This window comes from Mucilaginibacter sp. P2_A5, from assembly GCF_056404995.1.
In genome coordinates this window covers 60243-81263 of the sequence record NZ_JBFUCY010000008.1, presented here as the reverse complement: position 1 = coordinate 81263, position 21021 = coordinate 60243, and the positions used below count along the sequence as shown (strand labels likewise).

At 43.1% G+C, this 21021-nt stretch carries 17 protein-coding genes; 9 read left to right on the top strand and 8 right to left on the bottom strand.

The window, feature by feature from the left end; all coding sequences use genetic code 11:
- Window positions 1-10: 10 nt before the first annotated feature.
- Window positions 11-688, bottom strand: a complete 678-nt coding sequence (locus AC1DXF_RS08785; RefSeq protein WP_477447934.1) for a response regulator transcription factor — start codon at window positions 686-688, stop codon at window positions 11-13.
- Between the two features lie 313 nt (window positions 689-1001).
- Between AC1DXF_RS08785 and AC1DXF_RS08780 the strand changes: the two genes are divergently transcribed.
- Together AC1DXF_RS08780 and AC1DXF_RS08775 are read left to right on the top strand one after the other, a co-directional pair.
- Window positions 1002-2471, top strand: coding sequence for a glycoside hydrolase family 130 protein (locus AC1DXF_RS08780; RefSeq protein WP_477447933.1), 1470 nt, complete (start codon window positions 1002-1004; stop codon window positions 2469-2471).
- Between the two features lie 67 nt (window positions 2472-2538).
- Complete coding sequence (locus AC1DXF_RS08775) at window positions 2539-3399, top strand: alpha-1,2-fucosyltransferase (protein ID WP_477447932.1); 861 nt, start codon at window positions 2539-2541, stop codon at window positions 3397-3399.
- Between the two features lie 9 nt (window positions 3400-3408).
- Here AC1DXF_RS08775 and AC1DXF_RS08770 read toward each other — a convergent pair whose 3' ends face one another.
- Window positions 3409-4308, bottom strand: coding sequence for a hypothetical protein (locus AC1DXF_RS08770; RefSeq protein ID WP_477447931.1), 900 nt, complete (start codon window positions 4306-4308; stop codon window positions 3409-3411).
- A gap of 396 nt (window positions 4309-4704) precedes the next feature.
- Here AC1DXF_RS08770 and AC1DXF_RS08765 point away from each other — a divergent pair, with 396 nt between their 5' ends.
- Window positions 4705-5106, top strand: coding sequence for a hypothetical protein (locus AC1DXF_RS08765; RefSeq protein ID WP_477447930.1), 402 nt, complete (start codon window positions 4705-4707; stop codon window positions 5104-5106).
- 85 nt (window positions 5107-5191) lie between these two features.
- Here AC1DXF_RS08765 and AC1DXF_RS08760 read toward each other — a convergent pair whose 3' ends face one another.
- The 3 genes from AC1DXF_RS08760 to AC1DXF_RS08750 form a co-directional block, all read right to left on the bottom strand.
- A complete protein-coding gene (locus AC1DXF_RS08760; protein ID WP_477447929.1) occupies window positions 5192-6199 on the bottom strand; it encodes a glycosyltransferase family 4 protein in 1008 nt (335 codons plus the stop codon).
- Window positions 6200-8476: a glycosyltransferase family 4 protein gene (locus AC1DXF_RS08755; RefSeq protein ID WP_477447928.1), complete on the bottom strand. Its 2277-nt coding sequence runs from the start codon at window positions 8474-8476 to the stop codon at window positions 6200-6202. It abuts the gene before it with no gap.
- Window positions 8477-8763: 287 nt separating this feature from the next.
- Entirely contained in the window at window positions 8764-9960 is a 1197-nt protein-coding gene (locus AC1DXF_RS08750) for an aspartate aminotransferase family protein (RefSeq protein WP_477447927.1), read from the bottom strand.
- A gap of 72 nt (window positions 9961-10032) precedes the next feature.
- Here AC1DXF_RS08750 and AC1DXF_RS08745 point away from each other — a divergent pair, with 72 nt between their 5' ends.
- The 6 genes from AC1DXF_RS08745 (at window position 10033) to cysN (ending at window position 16338) form a co-directional block, all read left to right on the top strand.
- Window positions 10033-10320 (top strand): hypothetical protein, encoded by a 288-nt coding sequence (locus tag AC1DXF_RS08745; RefSeq protein WP_477447926.1) that lies wholly within the window; start codon window positions 10033-10035, stop codon window positions 10318-10320.
- Window positions 10321-10523: 203 nt separating this feature from the next.
- Window positions 10524-11930, top strand: a complete 1407-nt coding sequence (locus tag AC1DXF_RS08740) for a CCA tRNA nucleotidyltransferase (protein ID WP_477447925.1) — start codon at window positions 10524-10526, stop codon at window positions 11928-11930.
- A gap of 49 nt (window positions 11931-11979) precedes the next feature.
- The gene (locus tag AC1DXF_RS08735; protein WP_477447924.1) at window positions 11980-12636 is read left to right on the top strand and encodes an IS1096 element passenger TnpR family protein; all 657 of its coding nucleotides are present in this window, start codon (window positions 11980-11982) and stop codon (window positions 12634-12636) included.
- A 154-nt stretch (window positions 12637-12790) separates the two neighbouring features.
- On the top strand, window positions 12791-13711 hold the full coding sequence (gene miaA / locus AC1DXF_RS08730; protein WP_477447923.1) for a tRNA (adenosine(37)-N6)-dimethylallyltransferase MiaA: 921 nt from the start codon (window positions 12791-12793) through the stop codon (window positions 13709-13711).
- Window positions 13712-14105: 394 nt separating this feature from the next.
- The gene (gene cysD, locus AC1DXF_RS08725; RefSeq protein WP_477447922.1) at window positions 14106-15011 is read left to right on the top strand and encodes a sulfate adenylyltransferase subunit CysD; all 906 of its coding nucleotides are present in this window, start codon (window positions 14106-14108) and stop codon (window positions 15009-15011) included.
- 73 nt (window positions 15012-15084) lie between these two features.
- On the top strand, window positions 15085-16338 hold the full coding sequence (gene cysN / locus AC1DXF_RS08720) for a sulfate adenylyltransferase subunit CysN (protein WP_477382324.1): 1254 nt from the start codon (window positions 15085-15087) through the stop codon (window positions 16336-16338).
- Window positions 16339-16482: 144 nt separating this feature from the next.
- Here the strand turns inward: cysN and AC1DXF_RS08715 are convergent, their stop codons facing one another.
- The 3 genes from AC1DXF_RS08715 to AC1DXF_RS08705 form a co-directional block, all read right to left on the bottom strand.
- Window positions 16483-17568: a mannose-1-phosphate guanylyltransferase gene (locus AC1DXF_RS08715; RefSeq protein ID WP_477447921.1), complete on the bottom strand. Its 1086-nt coding sequence runs from the start codon at window positions 17566-17568 to the stop codon at window positions 16483-16485.
- 192 nt (window positions 17569-17760) lie between these two features.
- Window positions 17761-19035 carry a DUF1501 domain-containing protein gene (locus AC1DXF_RS08710; RefSeq protein ID WP_477447920.1) on the bottom strand — a complete coding sequence of 425 codons (1275 nt, stop codon included), beginning with the start codon at window positions 19033-19035 and terminating at the stop codon, window positions 17761-17763.
- Between the two features lie 17 nt (window positions 19036-19052).
- Window positions 19053-20951 carry a DUF1800 domain-containing protein gene (locus AC1DXF_RS08705; RefSeq protein WP_477447919.1) on the bottom strand — a complete coding sequence of 633 codons (1899 nt, stop codon included), beginning with the start codon at window positions 20949-20951 and terminating at the stop codon, window positions 19053-19055.
- Between the last annotated feature and the right edge of the window lie 70 nt (window positions 20952-21021).

Genomic DNA, 21021 nt, shown 5'->3' with positions numbered 1-21021 from the left:
TGGCGGTTGTTTAAATATTGATGCGGTAACCTATACTGCGTACCGTTTCAAACCAATCAATAGGAATATATTGCGACAGCTTTTTGCGCAGATTTTTTACGTGTACGTCAACAAAATTCGAATCGCTGTTTATTTCGAGCACATCGCCCCAAACATGTTCGGTAAGATTAGTACGGGATATCACCCTGTTTTTATTGAGCACTAAATAGTTCAAAATTTCAAATTCCTTTTTGGTGAGGTTTATGCGGTCGTCGTTAAACATTACCGTGCGGTTTTGAATATTTATTTTAAGGCCTTTAATACTGATGTCGTTACTCTCCAGCCTGTGTTTGCGGCGGGTAATGGCGTGCATCCGGGCCAGCAGTTCACTTAACGAAAACGGTTTAGCCAGGTAATCATCGGCGCCCTGCTCCAGGCCGGATACCCGGTCGTCAACAGCGCCGCGGGCAGTTAGGATAATAACCGCATCCTCGCGTTTATCAAGCCCTTTCAGCATTTTTAACAGGTCGAAACCATCACCATCAGGCAAACCAAGATCAAGCAGGATAAAATCGTAATTATTAACAAAAATTTTTTCCTCGGCCGATTTTTTAGTCCGCGCATGTTCAACAGTAAACCCCTCGTGGCTTAAAAATTCATCAACTTCAAGGGCTAAGCCCTTTTCGTCTTCAACAATCAAAACATTCATAAGTGCGCAATTTAGTAAAATAGAATCAAGAGTTAAGAATCAGAATCAAGAGTCAAGAATCAAGAGCCAAGACAAAATTTATATTTGATTGGATTACATAAACCAATGCTGTCTTAACTCTTGAATTCTTGCTTCTTTTTTTAAAAAATATCAGAACCAAGAGTCAAGAACCAAGACAAAATTTATATTTGATTGAGTTACTTAAACCAATGCTGTCTTAACTCTTGATTCTTGACTCTTGATTCTATTTTAAAAAATAGCTAAATCAATTTCTGCTTAATAGTGTTACCAAATAAATACTACTATTGTATATATGAGACTTTCCATCGAACGAAAACCAATAAGAGTTAATCCAGATCCCAAACGTGTTATTGCCAGATTCTTTTTTAATGGGAACGATCGTGCAAAAGAAGTAATTGAACGGGTTATGCAAATAAGTGAGGAGGTAGCCTTTGGTATAGTATCCCCCTTGTTACAGGAATACTCCAAACGGCACCGTAACATAACCCGCGTTTTAAACAGGCATTGCAGCAAATTAAAGCCGCTTTTTTTAGAGCTGAATATTGATTACGACACGTTAACAATTAACCGCAAGCTGCTCATAGGCTCCTACTTTACGCATGAGTATTCCATAGAATCTGCTGCCTTTTTTAACCCTTCTATTGTTGAAGATCCGGACCAGAGCGAGTTGGAAGACGGGCAACGCAGGGTGATTATTAGTTTCAGGGCTGTGGGCGAAGGACATATTTCATCTATCACCTTTCGCCGGGGAATGATAGATAAATATAATAACATTACCATTTTGCCGGCCGGCAGCTATATTGACGAAGCTGAAATTGTGAGGAATGCGGTATACAATAAAAAGCTGTTTTTTGATAAGGCGGCCATTACCCAAATTAATATTGACGTTTTACACGAACTGGAATCCAAGCTCGACCATCATTTTGAGTATGCCAACCTGCGCCGCATTATTATCGATTCGCAAAAATTGCAGGAAAGCGATATGAAGAAGCTGGAATACGACAAGGTACTATGGCTGGCCGACTCCTACTACGAGATTGTTTTTTCGCTGGATACCGATATTTCCGACAGGGTAATATTCCCGATATCGGAGTACGAGCGTAAAGGCATTGAGGATGCACGTTTTGTACAGTTCAGAAACGATGATGATACTTCGGTTTACTATGCAACGTATACAGCGTATGATGGCGCGCTTATTATGCCCAAATTGCTGCAAACAACCGATTTTTATAGTTTTAAAATAATGCCCTTATACGGCGCGGGAGCCCAAAATAAAAACCTGGCTTTGTTTCCGCGTAAGGTGAATGGCAAGTTTGTAATGATTTCGCGTATTGATGGTTGTAATAATTACATCATGTATGCCGATAAAATCAATATATGGGAAAAGCCAATTATGCTGCAACAGCCGCGCTTTAGCTGGGAGTTTGTACAGATAGGTAACTGCGGATCGCCTATTGAAACCAAAGATGGCTGGCTGATGATAACCCACGGCGTAGGCCCTATGCGCCGCTATGTACTGGGCGCCAGCTTATTAAAACTTGACGACCCTGCCATTGAAATAGGCCGCCTGCGCGAGCCTTTGCTTATCCCTAACAGTGATGAACGTGAAGGCTACGTGCCCAATGTGCTATATTCCTGCGGGGCAATAATTCATAATGAAAAATTGATAATACCTTATGGTGTGTCCGATTCGTCGACCGCGTTTGCAGAAGTTTGCCTGCAGGAACTATTGAATAAATTGAAGGAAGATCAAAGCGAATAAGGCTGCTTTTGTTATCCGTTTAAATAATATTAATTTAACAGCTTAAATTTAAATAAAGTGCAATTAAGTGGTTATTATTAAACGGATTAACGGCCAATTGGCCAACAGGCTGCACTTTTTATCCTACTTTATTGCCAACAGCAAGGCATACAACTATTCGTTGCTTGTAGCCTGTTTCCCGGAGTATCATGACTTGTTTACGGCCGTTGGTGATCATGAACCCAGGGTAGCTTTTACAAGCCCTGGAATAAAGCAAAAAGCTTTAAACAAAATTTTAAATAAACTTCATGCGCTCACGCTAAAATTCGGGATAAAACTACCAGGCATTATCTTTCATTCCATCCCCGAAAACGACCTGAAACTTTCACAATACGATATCAACAGCCCCGAATTTGTAAAATTAGCGCAGCACCGGGTTGTAATACCTGAAGGTTGGGTTTACCGCGATTACGTTAATTTCAAAAAATATCTGCCTCAAATTAAAAAGCTGTTTTCGCCTAAACAGGAATTCAGGGATGCGATAAAACACGAAGTTGGCCTGGCTCGCGGCATGGGCGATATCCTGATTGGCGTCCACATCAGGCGTGGCGATTATAAAGATTTCAACGGCGGCAAATGGTTTTATAGTAATGAGGTATACATAAATAAAATGCAAGAAGCAGAACAGCTTTTCGCGGGGAAACAATGCGTGTTTATTATATGTTCACAGGAAAAACTTGACACTAACGAGTTTAGTGGTTTCAAAACAGTTATTGCCGAACGGCCGGCAATTGTCGATTTGTATTTACTGGCCGAATGCAACTATATTTTTGGCCCGCCAAGCACGTTTACGGGCTGGGCATCGTTATACAACACCGTACCTGCTTACTACATGGAGTCGGCCGGGAAAAAAATCACCATCGATTCGTTTAAGGAGTTTTTTGATTAATGATAAATCCTATCGCCAGGTTCTACTGATTTTTTTAAGGGTAAACTTTTCAAAAATCTCAATAGCAAATTCTTTGTGGTCGCCTTTTTCTGATTTACGAACGTAATTATTAAGACTTAAGAGTTTTAGCTGCGATGTATTACCGTTACCACTTATGTTCAGGTTGGCATACATCGTCTTTAAAACTATGGTATCTGCATCTTTTACCCGCTCATAATCAATAAGCATGGCCAAAGTATCTCTTTTGTTTTTAATCAGCGACGAACTGTAGTAGAAAATATTGCTCCTGCTGTCAAAGTCTATCCTGGCGGTATCTTTGTACAGTGCGCCATAACTAAGTTTATTATTGTCCCGGACATATTTGTTAACCTCATGAACGTAATCCAGTTGCAGGGCATTAATCCTGGAAACCAGTTCGCGCTTAGGAAAATCGAAAGTGTAAATTTTATTGATATCGTTAAACCTGGTATAAGTACCCGGAGGCATGGTTGTAGCAATAAAAGATATCAAACAACACACCATCAGCATATTTAAAATTACAGGTCTTACTTGATACGCCGCCGGTTTATTGAATCGATAAAATGATAGTGGCAGGCTAATCAGCGCTATATAATCGGTATAATCAACCGTGCGGTGAGCTCGGATGCCGGCGCCATTTAGTGCATTGATAACAGGCTGCATTAAAGGCGATTTCCAAACTATAAAAAACAGTAAGGTAAAAAAGTAAACCGGCCTAGCTTTTCGCGGAAATAAAGCACTCCATAAAAACGGGAAAGCAAACAAACCGGCAAAATCAGAAAGCTTACCTGTTAAGCCGTTATGAAATGTTTGTTTAAAATACCAATCGTTTGCAATTAGTAATAAAACCGCGGTTATAAATGCCGGGCTGCCTAATTTATGCTTTGCCATTGCTGCAGGTTAATTAACAGCAAGTTACAGAATAATTAATTCAGGGCCGGCCAAACTTAGTTTTAAAAACTTAAGTTTATCTGAACTAACGCCAGGGCATTTTATAAAATGTTTGTTGAAGCTGTATAAATTGTCCCATAAATCCGCTTGTATGTCATTTTATTGGCTTGCTATAAACGACAAACCGTCCTAAATAATAAGCGAATTATTTGGCGTCCCATCCCTGTTTTCCTGTAGTTCATATGCAAAAATGGCCGCTGCAATTTAATACGGCAGGTTATTAAACTTTTTCGAAAAAAAAGCTGTTTGGCATATCCATTGATATAAATAATTTAGTATATTTAATTGGTATATTGAACGTTACAAATTATTATATGATAAAAAACTTATAAAGCCATGGACCATTTCAGAGAAATAAAAAACAGCTTAACCTGGCACAATGAGGGCAAATTTGAAGTTGAGCTGATTAATGGTATTATTACCAAACTTAATTTTTGTGAGCCGGGCAAAGGCCCCGAAGATGTAGGCAAGTGCCTTACCTCAACCAACTATAAATATTTGCAGTCGGTTTATTCATGCCTCGGCGATCTGTTCAATTTTATTGAGGAAGAAAACAAAAAATTAGGTTACAGCTATGCCCGTGCAAGCGAGGTTTTGCCACATCAGCAGGAAGAAATCACAGAAAACACCTATCCGCTGCTTGGCGAAACTAAAATAAGGCCGTTAAATGATTACGTTAATCAGCCGGAATCAGGCAATTCTTCCCAGGAAAACCAACTGATAAGGGATGCCGGTTGATAGCTGCAGGCAAAAAATTACCCTCTTTTTGGTATTGTGTGGCACTCAAAGTACCGCGATGCTTCCGCTTTGTGTTTTTACTTCATTATCCACCCAATATCTTCTCATACAGTTTTAAATAATCGGCAACCATCTTGTCGCTTGAAAACCGGGCGCTTGCCCAATTACGGCAATCAACTCTTTTAATTTCACCCAGCCGGGTTACAGCCTCAAGCGCTTCGTCAACCGTATCAACCAAAAAGCCTGTTTCGGCATCTTTAATCAGTTCCGGCATCGATCCTTTGTTAAAGGCTATAACGGGCGTTCCGCAAAGCATCGCTTCGGCTACACTCATACCAAAGGGTTCATTAAAGTTAATAGGGTGCAACAGGGCCGCAGCATTGCCTAACAAATCTCTCCGTTTATCCGGCCCGGCATGGCCAATATATTGTATCTGGTCGGATAAAAAAGGCTCAACTTTTTCGCGCCAGTAATTCCCGTCCTGAATGATCCCGGCAATTAATAACTTGCGTTTACTTTTTCGGGCTATTTCGATAGCTTCAGCAGTTCCTTTATCAGGGTGAATACGACCAAAGTATAGCAAATAATCTTCGGGCTGTTCGTAAAACTTAAAATCGCGGGTATCCAAACCATTATAAACAGTAGCCAGGTAATTCAGCGCGGGGCTGCGGTCTGAATTACTGATAGAAACATAGTGCCCTATATCATTATACTTTTTATAAACAGGAATAATTTTCGGCGACGAAAAACCGTGTATCGTAGTAATAACAGGTGTTTTTATCAACCTGGAATAAGTAAGCGGCAAAAAATCAAAATTGTTATGGATAATATCAAACCCACCTGCCTTCTCCATGAGGTTGCTAATGTGCAGGCACTCCAAAACTTTGGCATCCTGGCTTCGGTCTTCCTCGTAGCCTGTATCACAAATTGCATCCAGTTTACCGGCAGTTACCGAATCGCCCGTGGCAAACAGTGTCACCTCAATGCCCAGTTTTACCAGGCCTTCGGCTATGTTTGATGCAATTTGTTCCCAGGGGCCGTAATGCCTGGGCGGTGTGCGCCAGGCTACGGGGGCTAAAACGGCTACCCTCATTTAACAAACCTCCAGTTTCTGCCCGTATTTGTTGTATTCGTATTCCAGCTCAAACGCTTTCAATACCGTCAAATGCGATATCAGGTAAGCCAGCGTACTTTCGGCGCCCTGGTTACGGTTAATGCCGCCAGGCAGCAAACCATCGCAACAGCCCTTGGTTTCGTGGTCATAAAGCGGGGCACGCAAAGTGTTTTCGCCCAGGAACCATTTGTAGCACAGGAACATTTTCTCCACATATTGCGGCACCCTGAAAATCTGGTAAGCTTGGAAATGCATCAGCACCATAGCCATAGTTTCAATAGCCTGCTGATCAAACGTTGGGAACGTACCCCCGCGGTGATACCAGCCATCATTACCAACAGGGCTTAAATAACCATTTGATAAGGTTAATTTATCCAAAAAAGCCATCGAGGCCAATGCAATCCTTTTGGCATTCTCGTTCCCGGTTATCTCGCAAGAGTGTAACAAGGCCAGCGGAAGTATAGCGTTATCGTAGGTCATTTTATCTTCAAACCATTGCCAATCATCAGCCTGTGTATTTTCAAAAGCATCAATAAGCGGCCTGGTCAAATCGTTCAGAATTTTAATCATACCATCATCTGTGGGGATGGCCCGCAGGTAAAGGCTAATCCCAATTATGGTATTCGCTATGCCCCTTAAATGTTTTAATGCAGCAAAGTGGGGTACCGATTTATGAAATATCTCCAGAGCAAATTCCCTATACGAATTATTGGCAGCACAACCTATCAAATGCCCTAACGACCAAATGGTACGGCCAAATGAATCTTCAGAACCAACCTCGTCCAGGTAACGCCTGTCAAAACTCAAAAAATTACGGAAGTTACCATCATCAGTTTGCATATAGTGAATATAACTCAGGTAGATAGGCAGCAGCTCAAAAGCCTCTTTGCTTCCGCTGCGCTGGTAAGCCATCAAGGCCATAATCAACGCGCGGGCATTATCATCAAGGCAATACCCCTCTTTTAAATTAGGGATGCCATATTTGGCATGCTGTACAATACCCGTATCATCAGTTAGCCGCAAAACGTGTGTAAGGCTGAATTTTGGCAATATCTCGGGGTCAACAATGCTGTTTTTTAATATTTTATCACTAAAATCAAACCGTGAAATAGCCTCCTTGGCAGCTTTTATAAATTCGGCCCCAACTACCGGCCAGCGCAGGTGAAGGCCATATTGATAGGTGTTCTCTTTCAATTCCTTTAATACCCTGTCCTGGTCAAGCAGTTCAATTACAGTATCGGCAAGTGCATCTGAATTTTTAAAATCGAAAAGCCTGCCGCGTCCGTCAGCCAAAAGTTCGGTGGCGTGCCAGTATGGCGTAGATACTATTGCTGCGCCGGCACCAACAGCGTAGGATAAGGTACCACTGGTAATTTGTGCCTCGTTCAGGTATGGAGTTACATAAATATCGCAGGCGGTAAGGTAATCTACCAGTTCCTCTTCAGAAACAAATTTGTTAATGAAGGCCAGGTTTTTGGATACGTCAAGCTGCACTGCCAATGATTTCAGATGGTCGCGATATTCCTCGCCCGAGTTTTTAATAACGCCGGGGTGGGTGTTACCTAATATCACGTACATAACATCGGGATGCTTTTCAACAATTTTAGGCAAGGCCCTCACCACGGTTTCCAGGCCCTTGTTTCGGCTTATTAATCCGAAGGTGAGCATCACCCGGTGATTTTTAAACGAACTGAGTGTTTTAACAGGGTTTTCTTCAGAAGCCTCTACATCGGGCACGCCATGTTCTATTATCTGGATTTTATCCGCAGGGATCTCATAAATAGTAGTTAAAAATTCCACTGCACGCTGGCTCATCACAACAATTTTTGATGACTGCTCGGCAATCTCACGGATGATGATACGCTGCACGTAACTGGGATCTTTTAATATGGTGTGCAATATTGATATCAGCGGTTTCTCCAGCCTGTTTATCAATGGTAGTATGTAAATACCGCTCTCGCCGCCATAAATACCAAATTCATGCTCCATAATACAAACATCTGCGGCGCTGGTATTAATGTAATTAGCCGCCCGGATATAATCTTTTTGATGGTTTTGGCGGATAACATACTTTACTTCATCCGGGTATTCGTATTCATGCAGGTCTTCAGAATCATTAAGCGCTACAACAAAGCCGCCTTGCAATAATGATTTCCTGTCGGGATAATTGGCGCTGATAGCGCGCATTAAATTGTAATTGAATGTGGCTAAGCCGCACTCGCGGGGAGGATAGGTTGATATATAAGCGATTTTCATAATTCGATAGAAATATTAAAACCCGTAGTTATAAGCAAACAGCAATATAGTGGCACTTGTTTAGTTCAATGACTACAAAAAAGTGCATTTGCTTGCTGATTTTTCAGAATAGAGGCCATTGTGGCACATTTTTCTACGGCTATATGATAATTGCATAAACCATACCAGCTTAACTAAAAATAAATATTATGAGATATTATTTAATATAGATGGCGTAAAAGTTACATAGCAGTACCGGCAAACCCGGTTATTAAGCTGAATCCGGACACTACCTCTGAAGGATTTTCTTAAATTAGAGGGGTATAGAAACCGATGGCTTCGATGATTACCGCGCAGGCCTTTTCTATCTCGTGAGGCTGGATAATAAGCGGCGGCGCCAGGCGCATGGAGTTGCTGCAATGTAAAAACCAATCGGTTATTACACCATTTTCAATACAGCGGTCTATTATTTTTTTATTCAGGTCGAAGTTTTCCAGTTCAACGGCCAGCATCAGGCCTTTGCCTCGCACCGCTTTAATAGCTGGGTGCACCAGTAGCTTCCGAAACAGGGCCTCTTTTTGGACTACGCCAGGTACAAGGTCATCATTAATCAGTACCTCCAATGCAGCCAGGCCCGCAGCGCAGCATACCGGGTGGCCGCCAAACGTGGTTATATGGCCAAGTATAGGGTTATCCTTTAACGCATCCATGATTTGGGTTGATGCGATAAATGCGCCTATCGGCATTCCGCCGCCCAGTGCCTTGGCCAGCAACAAAATATCCGGTACTATGCCAAAGTGCTCAAAAGCAAACAACTTACCCGTACGGCCAAATGCCGCCTGAATTTCGTCCAAAATCAATAACGCACCTGTTTCATCGCAGCGCTTGCGCAAGGTCTGCATATAGGCGATGTCAGGTACACGGATACCAGCCTCGCCCTGCACGGTTTCTATAATCACACAAGCGGTTTGTTCAGTTATCAATTGCAGGTCATCTGCATGGTTAAAATTGATGAAAGCCACACCCGGCAATAAGGGGCGATAGGCTTGCTTAAACTCCTCGTTACCCATTACGCTTAACGCGCCGTGCGTACTGCCGTGGTACGAGTTGTTGCAGGCGATGATCTGTTGCCTGCCGCTAAAACGTTTAGCTAATTTCAACGCGCCCTCCACCGCCTCGGCACCCGAATTGGTAAAATAAACTGATTGCAAATTGTCCGGTAACAACGATACCAGTTTCTGTGCAAACATTACCTGCGGTGTTTGCACAAACTCGCCGTACACCATCAGGTGCATATATTTATCAACCTGCTGTTTAATAGCTTCCTTCACATAAGGGTTGCCATGCCCAAGGCTGCTTACCCCAATGCCCGATATCAGATCGATAAAAGCCTGCCCGGACGAGTCGTACATATAAATCCCCTCGGCGCGTTCAAATTCCAGCAATAAAGGAAAGTTGGTAGTTTGCGCATTATTAGCCAAAAAAAGCTGACGGAGAGTGGGCATGAGAAAGTTGTATGTTATGAGTTGTAAGTTGTATGTATGGCAACAGCGCAAAGATAATGTTAATGCCGCTAAATGATCGTTTTTGAAAATCAGAAAATAAGCATTCCTGGTAGCCATGGGTTTAAAGTCTGGAGCGTTCGAAAGCAACAGAAAAGAGCAGGGAAGATGCCGGCTATCTCAAATCCAGAGTTTTCGACATTTTTTTGTTTCTTGGCTCTCCAATTTTTGATTTCCCCCCTGCTGTTGCGATTTTGTTGCGATTTTTTAAATATGGCAATTCTTAATTTATTGATTATTAGACAATTGACATTTTTACCTGTTTCACCTGTTGCGCAACACAACACTCTTGATTTTTTATAAAATGCAAAAGATTATTGCACTGCAGGTTTGAAATCCATCACTGTAATAAACCTGCTGCTACAAGTAACTAACGGCTTTTAACGTTTAAAATTTAGAGTTTAGATTTTAGCATTACCTTTGCAGTTCATTCGGCATTTAAAACTTATAGCTTGATATTTTAAAAATTAGAATTTAGGTTTTAGAGTTTAGGATTTTAAAGAACTATGAAAGATCACCTGCGGCATCCTGTATTTTCTGTTATATCAAAACTTGCCGCGCAGCATAACCTACAGGTATATGCCATTGGTGGCTTTGTGCGCGATATTTTTCTGGATCGCCCGTCAAAAGATATCGACATTGTAATTATTGGTAACGGGATTGAATTTGCCGAGGCCGTAGGCGCTAAGCTGAAGGTGAAAGTTGCTGTTTATAAAAACTTTGGCACTGCATCACTCAAATACCAGGACCTGGAGGTTGAGTTTGTGGGCGCCCGCAGAGAATCGTACCGCCGAGATTCGCGCAAGCCTATTGTTGAAAATGGTACGCTGGAAGACGATCAAAAACGCCGCGACCTTACCATTAACGCGTTGGCCATATCTCTTAACCCGGAATCATTTGGCGAGTTGCTTGATCCTTTTGGCGGCATTACCGATCTGCAAAAAAAACTGATCCGCACACCGTTAAATCCGGTGGAAACTTTCTCTGACGACCCATTGCGTATGATGCGTGCCATCAGGTTTGCGTCACAGCTTAATTTCAGGATAGATGATGAAGCGCTTACCGCTATAAAAAATAATGTAGAAAGAATCAGCATTATATCGCAGGAGCGTATTACCGACGAACTGAATAAGATCATCTTATCAAAAGTTCCTTCCATTGGGTTTAATTATTTGTTTGATACCGGCTTGCTGCATAAAATATTCCCACTGATGGCAGGGCTTTACGGGGTTGATTATATCGACGGCAAAGGCCACAAGGATAATTTTTACCATACCCTGCAGGTGCTGGATAACATTTGCGAAACCACCGACGACCTTTGGTTGCGCTGGGCGGCTATTTTACATGATATTGCCAAACCTGCCACCAAACGCTTTGAAGTCGGCCACGGCTGGACATTTCATGGTCATGAAGACCGCGGCGCGCGTATGGTGCCTAAAATATTTGCCCAGCTAAAGCTGCCGCTTAACGAAAAAATGAAGCAGGTGCAAAAACTGGTACAGCTGCATTTAAGGCCCATCGTACTCTCGCAATCTATCGTGACAGATTCGGCGGTGCGGCGCTTGCTTTTCGAGGCGGGGGATGACATTGAGGGCCTGATGTTGTTGTGTAAAGCAGACATCACCACAAAAAACGAATACAAGGTTAAAAAATACCGTAACAATTTTGAGCTTGTTCAACAAAAATTAAAAGATGTTGAAGAGCGCGATAGCATCAGAAACTGGCAGCCGCCGGTTACCGGGCTGGATATTATGGAGCTTTTTGGTATAAAAGAAGGCCGCGAGGTAGGAATTATCAAAAATCAGATCCGCGAAGCCATACTGGAAGGCGAAATTCCGAACGAACGGGAAGCTGCCATCAACTACACAATTGCCAAAGGTTTAGAAATTGGCTTAAAAGTTGTGGCAAGCTGAAATTGAATTAAAACACTATTTTTGTCCCCATTAAAAATTTACTAACAAAATGGCACTATACAGGTTCAGGGTTACTTTCGAAGATTATGATGATGTGATGCGTGAGATTGATGTAAAATCGAATCAGACATTCGAAGATTTACACCGCGCAATACACCAGTCAACCGGTTATAATCCCGAATTCCCATCGTCTTTTTATATCAGTAACGATCAGTGGATGAAAGGCGAAGAAATTACCTATTTGCCAAATCAAAAAAGAAAAGATCGTGGCATTTCGCTCATGACCAATGTAAAGCTCCTGAGCTTTATAGACGATCCGCATCAAAAATTTTATTATACGTTCAACTTCGACCGTCCTTTTGATTTTCATGTCGAATTGATGAAAATCATCCTTGATGAAACACCGGGCACTACTTACCCCGCAGTTATAAAATCAGTAGGCGAAGCGCCAAAACAATTTGGCAACGTATTTACGCCGGCTGCAACAGCTGCTGCCCCTGATGAAGATTTTGACTTTTTGAATGAAATGGCCTATAACCCGGAAGATGCCGAAGATTTTTCGGAAGTAACCGATATTGACGCCGACCTGCCCGAAGAAAAAGTAGCGGAGGATGAAGAGGAAGATGAATTTGGCAATGATTTTGCCGACGACGAAGGCTTTGAAGATGATGATAAACCACATCGCGGTAGTGGTGATGATTATTAATTGCTTCGCAGTTCATGGTTCATAGATCATGGTTAATGGCCATAACAAACAATAGCGTTGATGGTTGATGGTTCATAGTTCATGGCCGGATCTAATAAAACGGGAAATGTTTTTTTACCATGAACTATCATCCATGAACCATGAACTATCATCTATGAACTCCCCCAAAACCAAAATCCTCATTGTAATTGCCGGCCCTACAGCCATTGGTAAAACGGCGGCGGCTATTGAGGTTGCAAAGCATTTCGATACCGTGGTTGTGTCGGCCGATTCCAGGCAATTTTTCAGGGAGATGAGCATCGGTACGGCCAAACCCAGCGCGGAAGAACTGGCGCAGGTAAAGCATTATTTTATTGATTCCCATTCTATAACCGAACCTTTTTCGGTAGGCGATTTTGAAAGGGAATGCCTGATGTTACTCGACGAGCTTTTTAAAAAGCACGACCATGTAGTTTTGGCAGGTGGCTCTGGCCTGTACATCAAAGCCATTTGCGAAGGTTTTGATGATTTACCAACGGCCGATCCGGCTATCCGCGAACAATTGAACCTTGAGCTGGAAGAAAAAGGGCTTAATTATTTGCAGGAGAAGTTAAAACTGGCCGATCCGGTTTACTATAACCAGGTTGACCTGGGCAACCCGCAACGCATCATCAGGGCGCTGGAAGTTTTTGAAAGCACCGGCAATCCCATTTCATCCTATCGCCAGGCAACGGTTAATAAGCGCCCGTTTCATATCATCAAACTGGCCCTTAACATGCCGCGCGAGTTATTGTACCGCCGTATTAACGACCGGGTTGATATGATGTTACAACAAGGCTTATTAGCCGAGGTAGCGTCATTACTCCCCTACCGCCATTTAAATGCATTGAATACAGTGGGATACTCGGAACTGTTTGATTACCTTGATGGAACAATCACACTTGAAAAGGCAGTAGAGATGATAAAGCAAAACACCAGAAGGTTTGCTAAACGGCAGCTCACCTGGTTTCATAAAGACCAATCTTTTCTTTGGTTTGAGGCAGGAACACCGGATTTAATCGAAAAAATGATTGAAGTAGTCGAAAGTGCTTCCTAAAAGTCTTTAATGCTAATCCCTTTTATTTGGCTTAGTAAAATCCATCAGGGAAATCGCCTTTAAAAGTTTGTCTATCGGATGATGGGTAGCCTCTACGAGGCAAAATAGCTGTTCTGTTTCTTGCTACAAACGGGTAGCCTCTACGAGGCAAAATGCCATACAATTAATGGTGCTTGCCTCGTAGAGGCTACCTGTTTGTAGAAATATGATCTAAAATCTTTTTTTGCCTCGTAGAGCCTACCTTTTCAAATAGCAGTTGCATTCAAAGAAGTTCAAACGCTATTCCCTGTAAAATCCATTTAATACCCTCAACATTAGTATAAAATTGCTAATATTGCAGTTTAAATGCTAAGTACTACTATTTAGGTGGATTTAGCGGGTTTTTTAAATTAGCATGCACAAATATTATCTTACCCATCTGCAGGAATTAGAATCGGAAGCCATTTACGTAATAAGGGAAGTGGTTGCCCAGTTTGATCGGCCTGCAATACTGTTTTCGGGCGGTAAAGACTCCATTGTTGTTACCCACCTGGCCCAAAAGGCTTTTTGGCCCGCCAAAATACCTATGCCGCTTATCCATATTGATACCGGGCATAATTTCCCCGAGACTATGGAATTCAGGGACCTACTGGTAGAAAAGCTTGGCGTACAACTTATTGTTGGCTCGGTACAGGATGCCATCAACAAAGGCCGCGCGGTTGAAGAAAGCGGTATTAACGCCAGCCGGAACGAATTACAAATCGTATCGTTATTAGATACCATCGAGCATCATAAAATTGATGCTGCTATTGGCGGCGCCCGCCGCGATGAGGAAAAAGCACGTTCAAAAGAACGCTTTTTTTCGCACCGTGATGAGTTTGGCCAGTGGGACCCTAAAAATCAGCGACCAGAGTTGTGGAATATTTTTAACGGCCGCAAACGCATGGGCGAACATTTCAGGGTATTCCCGATCAGTAACTGGACGGAAATGGATATCTGGAATTACATCCTGCAGGAAAACATTGCTATCCCTTCGTTATACTTTGCACATAACCGTAACGCCGTTTACCGCGATGGTACATGGTTGCCGGCATCGGAATTTTTATCATTACGCGATGGGGAATTTGTAGAGAATAAACTGATGCGTTTCCGTACCCTGGGCGATATTACCATTACCGGTGGCATTGAATCGGATGCAGATACGCTGGAGAAAATTGTAGCCGAGGTATCGGCTACGCGCAGCACCGAGCGCGGTAACCGCAGCGACGACAAACGCTCGGATACGTCAATGGAAGACAGAAAAAAACAAGGCTATTTTTAAATTGAATTAACAGGCTTTTTGGCCAACAATATACTACGCCAACCTGGCAACAGGCCACACGTACCTCATTATTATGGAACTATTACGTTTTACAACAGCCGGCAGTGTAGATGATGGGAAAAGCACCCTCATAGGGCGGTTACTTTACGACTCCAAATCTATTTTTGAAGACCAGATGGAGGCCGTAAAACAATCGAGCGAAAGGAAAGGCTTGCAGCACATCGACCTTTCATTGCTTACGGACGGGCTGCGTTCCGAAAGGGAACAGGGCATTACTATTGATGTTGCCTACCGTTATTTTGCTACGCCTAAACGTAAATTTATTATTGCCGATACCCCAGGGCATATTCAATACACACGTAACATGGTTACCGGCGCATCAACCGCTAATTTAGCTTTGGTGCTGATAGATGCTCGCAAAGGTGTTGTTGAACAAACCTGCCGTCACTCTTTTATCGCGTCGTTGTTAAAAATACCTCATATCATCGTCTGTATCAACAAAATGGATTTGGTTGATTACTCCGAAGAGGTATTTAATAATGTAGTTGAGCAATACAAAGCTTTTGCTGCCAAGATAGATGTTAATGATATCCGTTTTGTGCCTATCAGCGCGCTTGAAGGCGACAACGTGGTTAACGATTCGGTTAATATGCCGTGGTACAAAGGTGAAAGCTTATTACACACCTTAGAAACCATTCATATTGCAAGTGATGAAAACCATGCCGATGCGCGTTTCCCGGTACAAACCGTGATTCGCCCGCATGCTGCCGAATACCATGATTACCGTGGCTATGCAGGCCGTATTGCCGGTGGTATATTTAAACCCGGTGATAAAATAACGGTATTGCCTTCGGGACTAACATCGGCTATTAAATCAATTGATACGTTTTCGGGACCTGTTGAGGAAGCTTTCGCGCCAATGTCAGTATCCATTACTTTAGAGGATGACATTGATGTAAGCCGTGGTGATATGATTGTTAAAGACGAAAGCGAACCGTTTGTAAGCCAGGACCTGGAGGTGATGCTTTGCTGGATGGGGACCCGTGGCCCACGGCCGGGTGCCAAATATCACCTTAAAAATACCACCCGCGAGGTGATGGCCATTATAAAAGAAGTTTATTACAAGCTTGACATTAACACCATGGAAAAGCTTGAAAATGCCGGCGATATTAAAATGAACGAAATGGCCCGTGTACGCCTGCGTACCACCCAGCCGCTTGTTTTTGATGAATACCGTAAAAACCGCATTACCGGCTCATTAATTTTGGTTGATGAGGCCACCAATGAAACCGTAGCAGCAGGAACGCTGGCCCCCCCCGCCCTGTAATTGCGGATGTGCAGATTACAGATTTCAGATGATAAAAACAGGGTCCGGCTTCTTATGAAACCGGACCCTGTTAGCTTAACAAGCTACTATCTTATCATTTGAAATCTGCACATCTGAAATCTGCACATTTGCACATCTGAAACCCTAAATATACTTCGTCCCGAATTTACTCTTCACATCGGCGACCACTTGTTTCACATTCTGTTCTTCGTCGCGTGGGCAAATCATCAGGGTGTTGTTGGATTCCACTACGATGAAATCATGCAGCCCTTTTAAAATCACCAGTTTTTCGCCCGGTACGTTTACCATACAGTTAGATGAATCATACATGATCACCTTTTCTGAAGGAATTACGGCGTTGCCAACATAATCTTTATCGGCCAAGTCATAAATAGACGCCCATGTGCCCAGGTCGCTCCAGCCAAATTCTGATGGCAGCACATAAACATTATTGGCTTTTTCCATTATCCCATAGTCAATGGAGATGTTAACACATTGCTGATAAGCCTTGTGTATATGTGTTTTCTCGCCATCTGTATTATAAACCGGCCGTGCATCGGCAAAAATCTCATGCATTTCGGGCAGGAAAGTATCAAACGCTTTCAATATCTCTTTGGCCGACCATACAAAAATGCCCGCGTTCCACAAAAAGTCGCCGCTTTGGATAAATGTTTTCGCTATATCAAGCGTCGGCTTTTCGGTAAACGTTTTTACCTTGTGGAAGTCTGAATTTATGGTGTTATCAGTGTATTGAATATAACCATAGCCGGTATCCGGCCTTGATGGTTTGATGCCAAGAGTTACCAGGCAATCGTTGGCAGTGGCGGTTTCTAACGATTTAATAATGGCTGTTACAAAAGCATCCTCATCTAATATCTGCTGATCTGAAGGGGCTACAACAATTGCAGCATCGGGGTTAAGGCTTTCTATCTTAAAACACCCGTAAGCTACGCAAGGGGCGGTATTACGCATAACCGGCTCGGTAAGTATTTGCTGGTCTTCCATATCCGGAAGCTGGGCCTTTACAAGTTTGGTGTAATTTTCATTAGTTACAACGTAAATGTTTTCTTTAGGACAAACTTTCAAAAAGCGTTCGTAAGTATTTTGTATCAGGGTTTTGCCGGTTCCAAGAATATCAATGAATTGTTTAGGATGCGATGTGCGGCTTATAGGCCAAAAACGGCTACCTATTCCGCCTGCCATGATGATGGCATAGTAGTTTTTGTTCATGTGTAATTTTAAGAATTAAGCTGAATATATCATAATCGAAAATTAGCAACTTTGAGTACTAAAATACACTAACAATTCAACAAAGCAGTAGTTTCATTATAAATTATTTAACAATTAAACTACTCATTATTAAGCATAAAGATCCCGGCCAATTTTAATGACCGGGACTACTTTAAAAATAAAATGCAATTATCAGGCTTTAAATACACCTATTGGCTTGGCAGTAAAATCAGGAAACAGCACTTTATCATTACTGATTCTGAGGTGCTTATCCGCTACTTCGCTAAACACGTTTCTAAAATCAGTTGTAACCGCAAGGTCGCGGCCATCTTCCAGGTTTTCTGTTGCAAGTGGCTGTACACTACCGTGCACCAGGCCGCCATTTACACTGTTGCCTAAAATAAAGTTACAGGATGCGCGGCCATGATCGGTACCGCCAGTGCCATTTTGATGAACGGTGCGGCCAAACTCAGTCATCGTCATTACCGTTACATCATCCTGGTAGGTGCTGCCTATATCTGCCCAAAAAGCCATCATGCTATTGCTTAAGTCGGCTACGTTGCGGGCAAATACGCCATTCCCTGTTCCCTGGTTAAAGTGCGTATCCCAACCATTTGATTCGGCAAAAGCCACCTCCATACCCACATTCATTTTTATCAGCTGCGCAATTTGCTTTAAAGAATTACCTAAGGCCGAGTTTGGATAAACGGCTCCGTTGGCGGGTGCATAATTTTTAACATTAGCCTTTTGCAGCATTTTTAAGGCATCAAAACTTTCCTTACCAGTATCTTTTAACAAACCGGGAGCGGTTCTGTCATAAAGCTCCTCAAAGCTTTTCGCGGCCAGGTTGGTACCTGCCGGGTTACCGCGCATTTGCAATGCAAAATCCTGCAGGTTGCTGATGGCCACCGCCGGATTGTCGCCATAAAATGACCGTGGCATAGCCGATGTTAAGCTTACTGCCGTAAAAGGCGTAAGCGCATCATGACCTAACAGGCCAACCGCACGGTTAAGCCAGCCGCTGGCGGTACCTTTATTAAAAGGGGTGCCGCTTTCCATATAATCCTGCGCATCAAAATGCGAGCGGGTATTATTTGGGGAACCGATACCATGCACGATACCCAACCTTTTTTCGCGAAACATAGGTTCAAAGGCCTTCATAGCGGGATGTAATCCAAATCTGCCATCCAGGTCAATCAATGGGTTATCGTTACCTGTTTTGGCGGCATCCATAAATAAGCCGGGACGCGCGTTTTTAAGATACTGATCGGTAAACGGTGTTACGGCCATCAGCCCATCCATAGCGCCGCGCTGAAAAATACACACCAGCGTTTTGCCTTTTTTATAAGGGGCTACTATCTTATCCCGCGCAGCAGCTTCGGCTATAAATGCCGGGATGCCGCCCAGTAACCCAACACCAAAAAGGGCAAGGCCGCCTGTTTTTAAAAATCCTCTTCTTGATAACATGATTGCAATTTATCAAATTAACGCCTCTGATACTCCGGCGACCCGATTATTATGCCAACCACCTGCGCCAGCATTGATTTTGTTTCGTCGACCCCGGGCATCAGCTGTACCGTGGCTTTTTTACCGGCAGAATCGCCCGCCATTGATAACGCATCCTTAGCCGGCGGCGTGATATTGTTGCTTGCCTTATTTACCTTAGCCATCAGCTGCGGATCATTGAGCATCGGCGTCAGCTGCTTTATGGTATTATCCAGTGGCCGTTCGGGCATAATAAGTTTGCTATAGGTAACCAGGGCAGCCTGGGTACTTTCGGGCTCGTGGCCTTTGTTTAATTTTAGCAAATCGAATTTAATGCCTGGTATACGCCCGGTGGCAAAAGCCAGTCCAAAATTCATCCGGCTAAGTAAAGCGCCTGTATTGATCCAGTACTGCCCCTTATCCGGGAAACCGGTTGGCGCCTGGTAATAATATACTTTTTCGCCCATCCGGTTTATCCAGGTATATAACTGGTATGGCTGGGTTACCTGGGCGTTTAAGCTACGCACGGTATTTATAGCCAGCTCAAACGGCGATTTTGTTTTTCCCCGCAAGGCAGATTCCGACCAAAACTCCGGCGCCGATACCATCGTAATTAATACCTGTTTAATATCGCCATCACCGTTTAAAAAGGTTTTGGCCATTTTATCAATTAAACTTTGTGGCGGAGTATCACTTACAAACCTTATCGCCAGCTTACGCGATATGAATTTTGCGGTTGACGGGTGATGTGCCAGCATATTCAATAATTGTACACCTTCATCGTAACCGCCGTTGGGGCCAAAGTGCCGGCCTAATACAATCTTCTCGCTGTTATCGTGCCGGTTTGGGGTGAATAAAAAGTCGCCGTCATGCACCTTTCCCCCGGCAATGATACCCTTATCTATACCTTTTGATATGATATCGTTTCCCTTGCTATAATCGCCCATAGGGTATACCGACCAGCCTGTTAGCACCTTTGCTGCCTGGGTAACATCCTGCTGGCTGTACCCGCCATCAACCCCCAACGTATGCAGTTCCATTACTTCGCGGGCGTAGTTTTCATTAAGGCCACGTTGCTGCCTTGCTTTTTTTAACTTGTTAAGCGCCATGACTTGCTTGGTTGTATCAGCAAACACCAAATGGTGTGTTATTTTAGGCTTCTCTGGCAGGGCAGATGCGCTGCTAAAATTATCCAGGTAATACAACATAGCCGGCGATTTGGCCGTGGCTAATAACAAATCATTAAACTTGCCCAACGCATTAGGCCTGATAACATCGCGCTCATAATCGGGTATAAACTGGGCGCATTCATTTTTAGTAATAGATACATTGAAATGGTTAAACCAAAAACTGGTCATTACCTCCTGCAACTGGTTATTTGTATAGGCTGCCCGCAGTATTTTCTGATTGATGAATTGCCTGAACAACTCCTGCTGTGGCTTCATCCCATTTTTAGCCATATATTCCTGCAGCATCTTTTTATACTCGGGCTTGTTATTTTGAATTGAATCTTTATTGATAAGCCCATCCTTTACAGCCCGCCGGGCCACAATACCTGGCCGGGGATAAATATCAGCAATTTGGCTATTGCTTAGCTTAAGTGCATCCAGGCCATCCAGGGCATGGCTAAGGGAATCATCCGGTAAGTTAGCATCTAACTGCTCGCTAAACCATTTTTCTAAACCCTCGCTTGCTACAGCTTCAACCTGGCCTGGCGTAGCGCCGTTGGTAAAGCGACTTAGTAAATGTGCCGCAGCCTGATCTTTGCTTAAACCAGCCTGTTTATAGGGGAATTTATGAATCTCATTTGGATTGCCGCGGTCATAAAACGACGAAAATATCAGCAAACTACCGATAAGCACAAGCACCGGTAGTATCAAACCTTTTAATGATTTCATAAATGAATTATTTGCCGTTTACAATTCTATGACGAACACGGGCATGTATAGTTTAATCTAAATGTACCAG